The 13,634-nt window shown below is 71.8% G+C and carries 13 protein-coding genes; 6 read left to right on the plus strand and 7 right to left on the minus strand.

Annotated elements, in window-relative coordinates; genetic code table 11:
* Both ACLHRZ_RS32435 and ACLHRZ_RS32440 read right to left on the minus strand, forming a co-directional pair.
* Nucleotides 1-1,104, minus strand: coding sequence for an NAD(P)H-dependent flavin oxidoreductase (locus tag ACLHRZ_RS32435; RefSeq protein ID WP_490422176.1), 1,104 nt, complete (start codon nucleotides 1,102-1,104; stop codon nucleotides 1-3).
* A gap of 92 nt (nucleotides 1,105-1,196) precedes the next feature.
* A complete protein-coding gene (locus ACLHRZ_RS32440; RefSeq protein WP_490422190.1) occupies nucleotides 1,197-3,455 on the minus strand; it encodes a serine/threonine-protein kinase in 2,259 nt (752 codons plus the stop codon).
* Nucleotides 3,456-3,740: 285 nt separating this feature from the next.
* Between ACLHRZ_RS32440 and ACLHRZ_RS32445 the strand changes: the two genes are divergently transcribed.
* Nucleotides 3,741-4,409, plus strand: coding sequence for a hypothetical protein (locus tag ACLHRZ_RS32445; protein ID WP_490422177.1), 669 nt, complete (start codon nucleotides 3,741-3,743; stop codon nucleotides 4,407-4,409).
* A 72-nt stretch (nucleotides 4,410-4,481) separates the two neighbouring features.
* On the opposite strand, the gene ACLHRZ_RS32450 is transcribed toward ACLHRZ_RS32445, so the two are convergent.
* Both ACLHRZ_RS32450 and ACLHRZ_RS32455 read right to left on the minus strand, forming a co-directional pair.
* A complete protein-coding gene (locus ACLHRZ_RS32450) occupies nucleotides 4,482-4,967 on the minus strand; it encodes a hypothetical protein (RefSeq protein WP_490422178.1) in 486 nt (161 codons plus the stop codon).
* 112 nt (nucleotides 4,968-5,079) lie between these two features.
* Nucleotides 5,080-6,387, minus strand: coding sequence for a YhgE/Pip domain-containing protein (locus tag ACLHRZ_RS32455; protein WP_490422179.1), 1,308 nt, complete (start codon nucleotides 6,385-6,387; stop codon nucleotides 5,080-5,082).
* A gap of 128 nt (nucleotides 6,388-6,515) precedes the next feature.
* Between ACLHRZ_RS32455 and ACLHRZ_RS32460 the strand changes: the two genes are divergently transcribed.
* A complete protein-coding gene (locus tag ACLHRZ_RS32460) occupies nucleotides 6,516-7,157 on the plus strand; it encodes a MerR family transcriptional regulator (protein ID WP_490422180.1) in 642 nt (213 codons plus the stop codon).
* Between the two features lie 36 nt (nucleotides 7,158-7,193).
* Here the strand turns inward: ACLHRZ_RS32460 and ACLHRZ_RS32465 are convergent, their stop codons facing one another.
* Nucleotides 7,194-8,372, minus strand: a complete 1,179-nt coding sequence (locus tag ACLHRZ_RS32465; protein WP_490422181.1) for an acyl-CoA dehydrogenase family protein — start codon at nucleotides 8,370-8,372, stop codon at nucleotides 7,194-7,196.
* 155 nt (nucleotides 8,373-8,527) lie between these two features.
* Nucleotides 8,528-9,298 (minus strand): phosphatase PAP2 family protein, encoded by a 771-nt coding sequence (locus ACLHRZ_RS32470; protein ID WP_490422182.1) that lies wholly within the window; start codon nucleotides 9,296-9,298, stop codon nucleotides 8,528-8,530.
* A 211-nt stretch (nucleotides 9,299-9,509) separates the two neighbouring features.
* On the opposite strand from ACLHRZ_RS32470, the gene ACLHRZ_RS32475 reads away from it, so the two are divergent.
* The gene (locus tag ACLHRZ_RS32475; protein WP_490422183.1) at nucleotides 9,510-10,058 is read left to right on the plus strand and encodes a DoxX family protein; all 549 of its coding nucleotides are present in this window, start codon (nucleotides 9,510-9,512) and stop codon (nucleotides 10,056-10,058) included.
* A gap of 131 nt (nucleotides 10,059-10,189) precedes the next feature.
* Here ACLHRZ_RS32475 and ACLHRZ_RS32480 read toward each other — a convergent pair whose 3' ends face one another.
* On the minus strand, nucleotides 10,190-11,653 hold the full coding sequence (locus tag ACLHRZ_RS32480; protein WP_490422184.1) for an amino acid permease: 1,464 nt from the start codon (nucleotides 11,651-11,653) through the stop codon (nucleotides 10,190-10,192).
* A 188-nt stretch (nucleotides 11,654-11,841) separates the two neighbouring features.
* Between ACLHRZ_RS32480 and ACLHRZ_RS32485 the strand changes: the two genes are divergently transcribed.
* The 3 genes from ACLHRZ_RS32485 to ACLHRZ_RS32495 form a co-directional block, all read left to right on the plus strand.
* The gene (locus tag ACLHRZ_RS32485; RefSeq protein ID WP_490422185.1) at nucleotides 11,842-12,390 is read left to right on the plus strand and encodes a hypothetical protein; all 549 of its coding nucleotides are present in this window, start codon (nucleotides 11,842-11,844) and stop codon (nucleotides 12,388-12,390) included.
* Nucleotides 12,387-13,235, plus strand: coding sequence for an MNIO family bufferin maturase (gene bufB / locus ACLHRZ_RS32490; RefSeq protein WP_490422186.1), 849 nt, complete (start codon nucleotides 12,387-12,389; stop codon nucleotides 13,233-13,235). Before ACLHRZ_RS32485 ends, bufB begins: the two co-directional genes overlap by 4 nt.
* Nucleotides 13,228-13,634 (plus strand): HvfC/BufC N-terminal domain-containing protein (locus tag ACLHRZ_RS32495; RefSeq protein WP_490422187.1); only part of this gene is annotated, 407 nt, incomplete at its 3' end. The genes bufB and ACLHRZ_RS32495, both read left to right, overlap by 8 nt.

Consider the following 13,634-nt stretch of genomic DNA (forward strand, 5'->3'; position numbering starts at 1 on the left):
TCAGGCGTGTCCGGCGATGCGGTCGAGCCGGTGTACCGCGCGCTCGAAGCCGGCCGTCAACTCGTCGACGACGTCCTGCACTCCGCGTACGGAGTCCATCCGGCCGACGATCTGCCCGACCGGCGTGCCCAGCAGCGGCACGGCCTCGTGCTGCTGGATGCGGGTGAGCGCCTCGGCAACCAGCAGCCCCTGCAGGGGCATCGGCAGGGTGCCGGGACCCGCCGGGTCGTCCCAGGCGTCGGTCCACGCCGTGCGCAACTGCCGTGCGGGCTTGCCGGTCAGACAGCGCGAGCGCACCGTGTCGCCCGAACCCGCCGCCAGGAGCTTGTCGGTCAGGGCGCCGGACCCCAGTCCGGCCTCCTGGGTGGTGAGCCACACGGAGCCGAGCCAGACGCCCTGGGCGCCGAGCGCGAGCCCGGCCGCGATCTGTTCGCCGCTGCCGATGCCTCCGGCGGCGAGCACGGGCAGCGGGTCGACGGCGCGGACGACCTCGGGCGTGAGCACCATGGTGGCGATCTCCCCGGTGTGGCCGCCGGCTTCGTACCCCTGGGCGACGACGATGTCGACGCCCGCGTCCGCGTGACGCAGCGCGTGCCGGGCGCTGCCGGCGAGCGCGGCGACGCGGATGCCGTGGTCGTGGGCGCGGGCGATGACGTCGGGGGGCGGCGGGCCGAGGGCGTTGGCGAGGAGGGCGAGGGGGTAGTCGAAGGCGGTGTCGAGCTGGGCGCGGGCGACGTCCTCCAGCCACCCGGTGATGCGCCACCCGGAGCGCCCGCCCGCGGGCAGCTGGGGCACGCCGTGGCGGGCCAGCGTCTCCTCGACGAACCGGCGGTGCGCGGCGGGGATCATGGCCTCGATGTCGGCCTCGGTCACGCCCCGGACCTGCCGGGCGGGCATGACGACGTCGAGCCCGAACGGCCTGCCGTCGGTGTGCTCCTGCATCCAGTCCAGGTCGCGGGCGAGCCGGTCGGGTTCGCTGTACCGCACGGCCCCGAGCACCCCGAGGCCACCGGCCCGGCTGATGGCGGCGGCCACGGCGGGAAACGGGGTGAACCCGAAGAGGGCGTGCTCGATACCGAGTTGCTCACTCAGGGGGGTCCGCATGGGCGGCAGGATGACGCATGGGGGCGGTAACCGGAAGGGGCGCGGGGAACTGCGCGACAAGCCATGACGCACCCGCACCTGACAACACACGGTCAACCGTGCCGGCTCCCCCGCGTAGCACGGGTCTGCCGAAGGGCCGCAACCTGCCGGTAGAGCTCAACGGCCTCGGCGGACCGCCCGAGTTGCTCAAGACAGTGCGCCTCGTCATTACGGCTGGCGAGCGCGTCGGGGTGATCGGCCCCCAGCACCCGCTGCCGCGCCTGCGCCACCTCCCGGTACACGGCAAGCGCGTCCGTCCACCGGCTGAGCCACCCCAGCCCGACCGCGACCTCGCGGCGGCTGACGAGCGTGTCGGGGTGGTCGGCCCCCAGCACCCGGGTGCGGATGGCGCTGACGTCGCGCGCCTCGGCCAGTGCCTCCTCCCAGCGGCCCAGGCGGCCGAGGTTGACGCCGAGGCCGTGCCGGGCCCGCAGGGTGTCGGGGTGTGCGGGGCCCTGGGCGCGGGTGCGGTCCTCGACGAGGCCGCGGTAGAGCTCCAGCGCCTCCGCGCTGCGGCCGAGCCGGCCGAGGCAGATGCCGGCCTCGTAGCGCGCGGCGAGGGTGTCGGGCTCCAGCGGCCCGAGCACCCGGGCCCGCGCCTCGGCCACCTCACGGTAGGTGCGCAGCGCCTCGCTCCAGCGGTTCAGCTGGCCGAGCGCGTAGCCCACTTCGTAGCGGGTGACGAGGGTGTCGGGGTGGTCGGGGCCCAGCACCCGGGCGCGCGCCTCGGCCACTTCGTGGGCCATGCGGTACGAGTCCTCCAGGCGCCCGAGCCGGCTGAGGTTGAAGGCGAGGTTGTGCCGGCAGCGCAGGGTGTCCGGGTCGTCGGGGCCCATGGTGCGTTCGCGGGCGGCGAGCACGGCGGCGTAGACCTGGTGGGCCTCGAAGTGCCGGCCGAGCTGGCCGAGCACGTACGCGGTCTCCTGGCGGGCGGCCAGGGTGTCGGGGTGGTCGGTGCCGAGCACCCGTTCGCGGCCGGCCGCGGTGCGGGCGAACTCGCGCATGGCCTCGTCCGCCCGGCCCAGCCGGCTGAGGGCGAAGGCGAGTTCGTACCGGCTGGCCAGGGTGTCGGGGTGCTCGGGACCGAGGGCGCGCTCGCGCTCGGCGACGACGCCGCGGTGCACTTCGCCCGCTTCGGACCAGCGGCCGAGGCGGGCGAAGCGCAGTCCCTCGCTGTGCCGCCCGGCGAGTTCGGTGAGGCGGGCGGGGGGCGGCGGGCGCTCGGTGCCGGCGGTGCCGCTCTGGGTGGTCCACGGCCGGGTCCACGCGCCGGTCAGCTGGTCGGCCGGGTCGGGGGGCGGCGGCTGGAGGGCGCCGGTGCCCGCGGCCTTGGAGCCGGTGGTCATGTTCCGCGCCCAGCCGGGCAGCCGGGGCGGCTCGTTCTGCCGGGTGCGGTCGCGCAGGCCGGCCCGGGGGCCGGGGAGCATCAGGTGCCCGGCGGTGCCGTCCCGGTACGGGCGGTCGGGGTGGCCGGCCAGGACGCGGCGCAGGAAGTCCGCGGCGTCCTGCGGCCGGCCCTCGGGGTCCTTGGCGAGCAGGTCGAGGACGACGCGCTCGAAGGGCTCGGGGAGTTCGGGCCGCAGTTCGCGCAGCGGCTGCGGCGCGGTGTCCCGGTGGCCGACGAGCACGGCCCAGGCGTCGTCCATGTCGAAGGGCGGGGCGCCGGTGGCGAGCTCGTACAGCACGCAGCCCAGCGAGTACAGGTCGCTGCGGTGGTCCACGTTGCCGGCGCCGATCTGCTCGGGCGACATGTAGTGGGGGGTGCCCATGGCGATGCCCGTGCCGGTCAGGCGGGTGCTGAAGCCGATGTCGTGGGCGAGCCGGGCGATGCCGAAGTCGCAGATCTTCACCGTGCCGTCGACGAGCCGGACGATGTTGGCGGGTTTGAGGTCGCGGTGGACGATGCCCTGCCGGTGGGTGTACGCGAGGGCGGCGCCGACCTGTTCGGCGACGTCGACGACGTCGGGCACGGGCAGCGGGTGGTGCTTGTTGTCCTCCAGCAGCTGGCTGAGGTTGCGCCCGTCGAGGAGCTCCATGACCAGGTACAGCACGCCGTCGGACTCGCCGAAGTCGTGCACGACGGTGATGCCGCGGTGCTGCAGGGAGGCGGCGACGCGGGCCTCGCGGCGGAACCGCTCGCGCAGCACCCGCAGGTAGGACTGCTCGTGCTGCGGACCCATCGGCTTCAGGCACTTGACGGCCACATGCCGCCCGAGCGACTCGTCGCGGGCACGCCAGACCTCGCCCATCCCGCCCCGGCCGATCAGTTCGAGCAGCTGGTACCGGCCCTGGATCAGCCTGGTCTCCGCCATCCCCTGCCGCCGCCCCCGTAGATTCGCCATCCCGCCCCCGGCCCCTTCACAGTATGGCGTCCGGTCTGCGCAGCTTGTAGGCCGACGGCGCGCGCGGCACTTCACGCGCCCCCGGAGCCGCCCATAGCAATTTCACTGAACGATCAACTACAACTTTACTTACTCTTGGTATATTTGAGTAAGCATTTACACCAGTCTCTTCCGCAACAGGCGGCGATTTCTGGCCCATTGACATCAGTCGGCCCTGCCGCCCCTCCCCCCACGCACGGAGCGAGAGGAACAGACATGGTGAACGACAGAACGCTGCGCCGCGGTACCCGCGCGCTGGCCCTGGGCGCGACGGCCCTCGGCATGGTGACGGCGATGGCCCTGCCCGCGGCGGCCGACAGCGGCCCGACCCGCAAGGAGCTCATAGCCGACTGCGCCTCGGGCCTGGGCAAGTGCAGCTTCAACGACCCGGTGCTCGGCAATGCCTACCTGGGCGGTTTCCGCCAGGTCTCCGACTCGCTCTACAACTGCAGCACCTCTCCCGCGACCCAGTCGATGACCTGGTCCGACACCGTGGGCTCCACCGACTCGGTGGGGGTGTCCGTCACCGCGGGCGGCAAGATCGCGGACATCATCAACCTCAGCGTGACCGCGAACTACAGCCACACCTGGTCGAGTTCGCACACGGAGTCCAGCTCGCTGAACATGACGGTGCAGCCGGGCGAGGTCGGCTGGATCTCCCGTGCCCAGGTGATGCAGACCGTCTCGGGCACCTGGCAGACGCACTACGACAACCCGAAGTGGGGCCACTACTACTGGTACGTCCCCGACACCGTCACGGGCCCGGCACCCAACGGCACGGAGGGCGTGAGCAACGCCGTGGTCGTCAAGAGCCGCAAGATGACGGAGTCGGAGAAGACGTCGTGCGCGACCAAGGGCCGCAAGACGTTCAAACTCGCCCGTTAGCGGGGCGCGCCCCGATAGGGGCGCGGGGAACTGCCCGACAAGCCACAGCCGGCCCGCACCCGGAAGAGCCGCTCAGCCCTCCCCGTCCCCCTCCTCCGGCATGTCGATGACCGGCACCGGCTCCAGCCCGATCTTCTCCGCGATCCGCGTCAACAGCTCGTCCTGCGCCGCAAGATGCGCCTGCACATGGGCCACCTCGTGCAACGTCGCACTGGCGTCGTGGAACGTGGCCTCCGACCGCTTGTCGGAGGCGTCGGCCTGGACGTTCTGGCCGACCATGATGACCGACAGCAGCACCAGCTGCAGGAAGGTCTGGGCCACCCAGGAGACGATCGCCGACGCCCCGCCGTGAATCGCGTCGGGCAGGCTGATCAGGTCGAACAGCGCGAACGCGTAGGCGCACCACATGCTGCCCACGGCGCGCGTGACGAGGATGGCGACCTTCGTGTTGAACCGGGTGACCGCACTGCCCGTGGCGTGCTGGTCGGCGACCTTCACCGGGCCGAGGGCGTGGCGCGAGGCGATGTGCGGGTGGGGAATGTGCTGGTAGATCGTCATGGTGCGGCTTCCTGTCGACCGTGCGACTGCAGCACGCAACTGCAGTGAGGACGCCGGGGATTGGTGCCCCGGCGTCCTCACTGTTATGCCCGTACGGTGATGCGCTCCTGCGTCAGACCGCCGCGGGCTCCCGCTCCGCGTCCGCGGACGCGTCGTCCGGACGCGGGACCCGGTGCAGGCCCTTGCGGTCGTAGAAGCGGGTCATGCCGAACCCGAACAGCAGGGCGACGACCAGGGCGATGCCCATGGAGGCCCAGGCACGGGTCAGGCCGGCGTCGCCCTGGGCGCCGTAGTAGAGGATCGAGCGCAGGCCGCCGGTGATCTGCCGCAGCGGCTCGAACTCCGAGAGCACGCGGAAGAAGTCGGGCAGCGCCTGGAGCGGCACGGTCGAGCCCGAGGACGGGACGGCCATGGCGACGAAGATGATCGTCGAGAACAGCATGCCGGGGGTGCCGAAGGCCCGCAGCAGGGCCAGGGCGCCGATGCCGACGACGGCGACGGTGGCCACGGAGTAGACCCAGAGCAGGCCGAGGTGGGAGGCGTCCATGCCGAGGATGCCGACCGTGGCGAGCTCGACCAGGGAGCCCATGACCACGGAGAGGCCGAGCATGAGCACGGAGTCGATGGCCAGGGTGCGCACCCGGCTCGTGTGCCGCAGCGGCATGCGCTGGCGGAAGGGGCCGAAGTCGGTGTGCACGTAGCCGAGCGCGGTGTCGACCTGGGAGACGAGCGCGTTGGCGCCGAGCATGCCGCAGACGACCAGGACCAGCGCGTAGTAGAAGGCGCTCAGGCCCATGGCGCTGTGGGTGCCGAGCGGGTGGCCGTCGGCGACCTGCACGCTCACGGGGTCGGCGAGCGTCAGCTGGGCGGCCGGGGTGGGCTTGGCGCCCTGGGCCTTCGCCTGCTTGAGGAGCTCCTGGCCGAGCTGGGCGGAGGCGGCGTGGGCGGCCTTCTGCGTCGCCGTGCTCGCCATGGAGGAGCCGAAGCTGCCGGCCGACTGGTTGGTGAGGACCGTGATCGTCGGGCGGACGGGCTTCGTCTGCTGCGGGCTGCTCAGCCCCGCGAGCGTGGCGGTGAAGTTCTCGGGCACGACGATCGCGCCGAAGAGCTTGCCCTGGCCCAGCTTCTTGTCGGTCTCCTCGCGGTCGAGGACCTGCCAGTCGAAGCTGTCGTTGCCCTCCGCGGACTTCTTGATCCCGGAGACGACCTGCTCTCCGGCGTTGAGGCGCTTGCCCTGCACGGTGGCGCCCTTGTCGCTGTTGACCAGGGCGACGGGCAGGTCACGCAGGTGGCCCTTGGGGTTGACGTTGCCGCCCACGTAGAGCAGGGAGAACAGCGCGGCGACAATCGCCAGGATGAGGCCCGAACCGATCCACAGCCGCGGACTGCGGAGTACGGAGGGGGGCTGAGGGGAAGGCATGGATGCTCCGACTCGATGACAGGAAGTAGCTGGATACTTAAAGTATCCAGCACTCGATAGTGGCAGTATCTACCTGGGGGTGTCCAGTCGCGACCGCGGACGCCCGGCCGCACCACCAGCGAGGAAGCATGAAGATCTCGGAGCTCAGCCGCAGAACCGGCGTACCGGTCGCCAGCATCAAGTACTTCCGCCGGGAGGGCCTGCTGCCCGCGGGCAGGGCGACGGCCGCCACGCTGGCCGAGTACGGGGACGAGCACGTGCAGCGCCTGCGGCTGATCAAGGCCCTGACCACGCTCGGCGGCCTGTCCATCGCCGCCGCCCGCGACGTGCTGACGGCGGTCGACCAGACCGAGAGCACCGACGAGACGCTCAAGGAGATCAGCTACGCCCTGCCGGTGCCCGTCGCGCAGGCCCCGGCCGGGGACGCCGACGAGGAGGCGGAGGCCGCAGCGGCCGCGGAGGCGGACGTGGCACACCTGATCGAGGCCATGGACTGGCAGGTCCCCGGCACCTCCCCGCACGTGCAGGGGCTGACGACGGCCCTGCGGGAGCTCAGGCGGCTCGACGCGGACTACCGGCCGGAGCGGCTCGTCCGCTACGCCGAACTGGCACACTCCGTCGCCCGCCTGGACCTCGAGCGCGCGGCCGCCCTGGAGGACTCCCCGACCCTCGCCGAACAGGCGGTCGTCGTCCTCGCCCTCTCCGGCCCGCTGCTCGAACTCCTGCGCCGGCTCGCCCAGGAGGACCAGGTCCGCCGCCGGTCCGCGTGACGCGGGTCGGCTGACGTGGGGGTCGGCTGACGTGGGTCAGCGCCGCACCCGCGGCATCCCCAGCCCGATCCAGGAGATGATCTCCCGCTGGATCTCGTTGTTGCCGCCGCCGAAGGTGAAGATGACCGCGCTGCGGTAGGCCCGCTCCAGCTCGCCGTGCAGGACGGCCCCGGCCGAACCCTCCTTCAGCGGGCCGGCCGCACCCAGGACCTCCATCAGCCAGGCACACGCGTCCCGGCGCGCCTCGGACCCGTACACCTTGACGGCCGAGGCGTCCTGCGGGGTGAGCGCGGAGCGCTGCAGGGCGTCCACCATCCGCCAGTTCAGCAGCTTCATCGCCTCCAGCCGGGCGTGCGTACGGGCCAGCCGGCTGCGGACCCAGCCGAGGTCGACGACCCTGCGCCCGTCGGCCAGTTCGGTGGCGGCGGCCCACGCGCGCACGTCGCGCAGGATCCTGATGGCGGAGCTGCCGTGGGCGGCGAGGGTGACGCGCTCGTGGTTGAGCTGCGTGGTGATCAGCCGCCAGCCCTCGTTCTCCTTGCCGACGAGGCGGTCGACCGGGACGCGGACGTCCTCGTAGTAGCTGGCCGTGGTGTCGTGCGAGGCCAGGGTGTGAATGAGGGTGCAGGAGTAGCCGGGGTCGGTGGTCGGCACCAGGAGCATGGAGATGCCCTTGTGGGGCGGGGCGTCCGGGTCGGTGCGCACGGCGAGCCAGACCCAGTCGGCGGTGTCGCCGTTGGTGGTCCAGATCTTCTGTCCGTTGACGACGTAGTGGTCGCCGTCGCGCACCGCCCGCGTCTTCAGCGCGGCGAGGTCGGTGCCGGCTCCCGGCTCGCTGTAGCCGATGGCGAAGTCGATCTCGCCGGAGAGGATCCGGGGCAGGAAGTACGCCTTCTGCGCGTCCGTGCCGAACTGCATCAGCGTGGGGCCCACGGTGTTGAGGGCCATGAGCGGCAGGGGCACACCGGCCTGCGCGGCCTCGTCGAAGAAGATGAACTGTTCCATGGGGGTCATCCCGCCGCCCCCGTACTCCTCGGGCCAGCCCACCCCGAGACGCCGGTCCGCGCCGAGCCGGCGGATGGTGCGACGGTAGAAGCGCTTCTGCTCGGCGAGGTCGGCATGCCGGGCCGCGGCGGCCTCGGGCGCCAATTCCGCGAAGTACGCGCGCAGTTCGGCCCGCAGCGCCTGCTGTCCGGGGGTGTACTGGAGATCCACGGCCCCTCCAAGGTCCCGTCCACGAAGGCGCACACGGTAGAACGCGTTGCAAGAAACAGGAAGCCCCGCGCCCGTAAGGGGCGCGGGGCAGCTACTCCCCCAGCGGCTCCGCCGCGTGGGCGCGAGCAACCGGAAACGACCGTCGGCCGAACTCCTCAGCGCCCCGCGTGCTTACGATGCCGCCCGCCGGACCGGGCGGGCGAGGGCACCGGCCCCCGCCGCCCACGCCCCCCGCGCGGCGCCTCCAGCTCCTCCATCTCGCGAGCCAGCCCGAAGCCGGCGAGCAACGGCAACCGGTCCAGCCGCGGCAGCAGCCACACGTTCCACACGCCCGTCACGAAGAAGATGGCGGAACCGGCCACCAGCACCGAACCGAACGTGTCGGTCGGGTAATGGGCGCCGATGTACATCCGGGAGAAGGCGACGAGCAGCACCGCGAAGACACCGACGACGGCGACCTTGCGGCGGTGCCGGGACTCGCGGAAGAGGAAGTACGCGGCGACGGCGGCCGCCACCGTGAAGGCCGTGTGGCCGCTGGGGAAGCTGTTGGAGCCGATCTCCGGGTCGAGCGAGAACTGCCGCGGCGGCCGCTGCCGGGCGACGATCGCCTTGGCGACCTGCGTGCTGTTCCAGCCGACCGCGACGACGAGGAAGGTCGCCACCGCCCGCACGGGCCGGCGCCGGATCACCAGCAGCCACCCCGACCAGACCACCAGGATGATCACTCCGGCCACCGGCGAGGCGCAGTAGCTGACGCCCTCCATCACGTGGTTCAGCCACCCGGTCCTGGTGTTCGTCTGGATCGTGCGGTCCAGGCTCAGGTCGTGGGGCTGGATGGCGCCGGTGTGCGCGGCGACCAGCCCGAGCACGATCGCGGCCACGAACAGCAGGACGGAGTTGCGCAACCAGTGGCGCACGTAGGGCATGGGTGAGGCGTCCTTGTCTCGGTATCGCGATACCGGGGCGGCAGCACGGCCGGCTGTCGGGCGAGGAGGGGGCGCGCCGTGCCGGTCAGAGGTACGGGGGCACTGCAAACGTACACGCGTGGCCCAGTGCCCCTCGGGGATGCCCCTGAGTGCGCCGATGACACGGAGAGCACATCCCGGTGCATCGCACGGCAAGAAAAGGATCCCGGTCATGGCCTTCTCCTCCCACCCGTTCGGCGCCCCGCTCAACGGCCCGTCCTCGTCCGGAGGCACGGACCCGCTCGGCTGCGACGTGGGGCTTCTGCTGCTGCGCCTCGTGGCCGGGCTGACCATGGCCGCGCACGGCACCCAGAAGCTGTTCGGCTGGTTCGGCGGCCCGGGGCTCGACCTCACCGGGCACGAGTTCACCAAGATCGGATACCCGGCGGGCAGGGCGATGGCCGTGGTGGCGGGGCTCACGGAGACCCTGGGCGGCCTCGGGGTCGCGCTGGGGCTGCTCACCCCGCTGGCCGCCGCCGGGCTCTTCGGCATCATGATCAACGCCCTGGTCGTCAAGGACGACGGCTTCTTCGCGCCCGAGGGCGTCGAGTACGAGATCCTGCTGGCCACGGCGGCCGTGTGCCTGGCCCTCGCGGGCCCCGGCCGCTGCGCCGTCGACCACTTCCTGCCCGTACTGCGCCGGCACCGCCTGTGGCGGGGAGTCGCCGCGATCGTCCTCGGCGGAGTGCTCGCGGGCGTCTTCCTGCTGCTGCGCGACTGAGCGCTCCGCGGGAAGCTCCGCGGGAAGTGCCGTGCGTCAACTGCGGGCTCGTCGTGGCTGTTCGCGCAGTTCCCCGCGCCGCACTTCGCCAAGCCCGCCCGCCCGGAACGCGCAGCAGCAGAAAGATCCCGCTACGTCCGCACCCCGCGGCGGACCAGCTGATACCCCGCCCCCAGCACCGCGAACCACACCGCGATGACGTACAGGGCCACCCGCGTGCCGGAGTCCCAGCCGATGAGCACGGTGATGAAGGCGAAGGCCGCCAGGGCGATCCAGTTGGTGTACGGGGCCCCCGGCATCCGGTACGAGGACGGGGCCGCCAGGCCCGCCCGTACCGCTTGCCGGTAGCGCAGGTGCGTCACGAGGATGACGCTCCAGACGGTGATGGCGCCGCCGGTGGACACGGCGGTGATGTAGGCGAAGGCGTGGTCCGGGTCGACCGCGTTGACCCACACGCCGATCGCCATGACCACCGCCGAGAGGGCCACGCCCACGGCCGGCACCCCTCGTCTGCTCAGCCCGGCCAGGGCCTTGGGCCCGTCCCCGTTGATCCCGACGGTGCGCAGCATGCGCGCAGTGGCGTACAGACCGCCCGCGTTGCAGGAGGACAGGGCGGCCGTGAGGAGCACGAAATTGACGATTCCGGCCGCGGCCGGAATCCCGATCTTCTGGAAGGCGGCGACGAACGGGCTCGTCCCCGGCTGGAACTCCTGCCAGCTCACCACGGACAGGATCACCAGCAGGGCGCCGAGGTAGAAGAGACCGAACCGCAGCGGGAGGCTGTTGATGGCGCGCGGGATGTTCTTCTCCGGGTCCTTGGTCTCGCCCGCGGTGACGCCGACGAGCTCGACGCCGAGGTAGGCGAAGAGCACGATCTGCAGCGTCATCAGGGAGTTGCGCACGCCGCGCGGGGCGATGCCGCCGTCGGCCCAGAGATGGCTGACGGAGGCCGTGTGCCCGGCGTCGCCGAAGCCGATGAGGAGGACCCCGAGGCCGATCAGGATCATGCCGATGATGGCCGTGACCTTGATGAGGGCGAACCAGAACTCCAGCTCACCGAAGATCTTCACGGAGATCAGGTTGGCGCAGGCGAGCACCACCAGCGCGATCAGCGCGGTCTTCCACTGGTCGAAGCCGGGGTACCAGTACTTGACGTACTCCCCCGCCGCGGTGATCTCGGCCATCCCCGTGGTGACCCACATGATCCAGTACGTCCAGGCGGTGGCGTACCCCCAGAACGGCCCGAGGAACTCCCGCGCGTGGTCGGCGAAGCTGCCGGACACCGGGCGGTGGGTGAGCAGTTCGCCGAGCGCCCGCATGACGAGGAAGAGGACGGCGCCGGCCACGGCGTACCAACCGATCAGGCTCGGCCCGGCCTTGGATATCGCGGTCCCCGCGCCGAGGAAGAGGCCGGTGCCGATGGTGCCGCCGATGGCGATCATCTGCATCTGCCGGGCGCCCAGCGCCCGCTGGTACCCCCCGGAACCGGCCGCGCCGGCCCGCGTACCGGCCGGCGCCTGCTTCCGGCCGGCGGGGTCCCCCGTGGTGTGCGATCTCACGTGCTGAGCACCTCTCTCGTCCGCGCCATGCCCCATGAGTGGACATGACATCCAGTCAGGGACAGGTCTACCCGCAATCGGGGCCGGGGCGCCGGTGGATTTACCGATCGGGGTGTCCGGCCGGGAAGAGGCGCCGGCGCAGGACGGCGCGGTGGCCGGATCCGGTCCCCGGACCCGCCATGGCCGGATCGCTCCCTGCCGCCCCCGCGAACTCTCCTGTCAGGGTGTGGCGTTCGATCACCGAGTTCATCGATTTCGTCCAGATCACCGAGATCACCGAACCGAGAGGACGACCGATCGCCATGGCCAAGCGTTCCACCCCCGCCGCCCGCGGACCGGAGACGGACCCGCCGCTCCCCCAGGAGGTGCCCCGGGAGCTGCACGTCTGCATGGGGCTCAACTCGTGCGCGGGACTCGACGCCCCGGGAACGGCCCCCATGGCGGGCATGGGCTCCTGCGCGACCGTCTCCCACGTCTGCCACGGCGAGGGCTCCTGCCGGGGCCAGGGCGGCTGCGGCTACGCGGGTACGGACTACGAGCAGTTCCACCCGGGCGAGCAGGACTGCCGCTACAACGGCAGCTGCGCCAGCCCGATCAACGAGAGCCGCGTCTTCTCGGCCGGCCCGCTGAAGGGCAAGAGCGTCTGGAAGCAGGCCCGCCGCCTCTTCGAGGCCCGGATGTACGCGGCGGGCAAGGCCTTCGGCCCGTCCCCGGGCGAGGGCATCAAGGACGACCGGATGCCGCACTACGACTACATGCCGCAGCCGCAGTGAGCGAGGCACGGCTGGGCCTGCCGCACCTCGGCTTCGGGGTCGGGCTGCGGACGCCGCACCTTCCGTACATCCGCCGGCACCGGCCGCCCGTCGGCTTCTTCGAGATCATCTCGGAGAACTTCCTCGGCACGCACGGCGGCAGGCGACAGGCCCTCGCCGAGATCGCCGATCGCTGTCCGGTCGTCCTGCACGGGGTGTCGCTGTCCATCGGCAGCACGGACCCGCTGGACCTCGACTACCTGCACAGCCTGAAACGGCTCGCCGACGAGGTACGGGCGCCCTGGGTCTCGGACCACGTGTGCTGGACGGGCGTACTGGGCGTCAACACCCACGACCTGCTGCCGCTGCCGTTCACCGAGGAGACCCTGCGCCACGTCGTCCGGCGCGTGCGCGTCGTCCAGGACGTGATGGAGCGGCCGCTGGTGCTGGAGAACCCGAGCAGCTATGTGGAGTTCTGCGACTCCACGCTCCCCGAATGGGAGTTCGTGGGACGGCTGGCGGAGGAGGCGGACTGCGGGCTGCTCCTCGACGTGAACAACGTCCACGTCTCGGCCTTCAACCACGACTTCGACCCGGTGCGCTATCTGCGGGAGATACCGCACGACCGCGTGGTCCAGATACACCTCGCCGGCCACACCCACTACGGCACGCACATCGTCGACACCCACGACGCGCCCGTGGCCGAGCCGGTGTGGGAGCTGTACCGGCTGGCGACCGAGCTGACCGGCGGCGTGTCCACGCTGCTGGAACGGGACGACAAGCTGCCGCCCTTCCCCGAGTTGCTCGCCGAACTCGACCGGGCACGGGAGTCGGCCGCAGCCCTGACGGGCGGCGCCCGTGCCTGACGCCTCCTCGCTGGCGGCCGTACAGCACTGGATGCAGTCGGTGATCCTGCACCCGACGGGCGAGGACCCCGGGCACACGATCACCGCATCCAGCCGGCTGTCCGCGCGCGACCGGCTGCTCGTCCACCAACGCGGCTACCGGCTGCGGCTGCTGGAGTGCATGCGCAGCCTCCACCCGGGTTCGGTGCACCTGCTCGGCCGGGAGATCTTCGACGGGTTCGCGGCGGAGTATCTGGACGCGCACCCGTCCCGCTCCCCCGCCCTGGCCGGTCTCAGCGCGGACTTCGCCGCCCACCTGACCCGTACGCGGCCGGACGGCGAACCCGGCGCGGACCGCGAGGCCTGGATCGACCTGCTGATCGATCTGATCCACTGTGCGTCCAGAGACCGGAGGTTGAT

The organism is Streptomyces sp. AM25 (assembly GCF_058146165.1).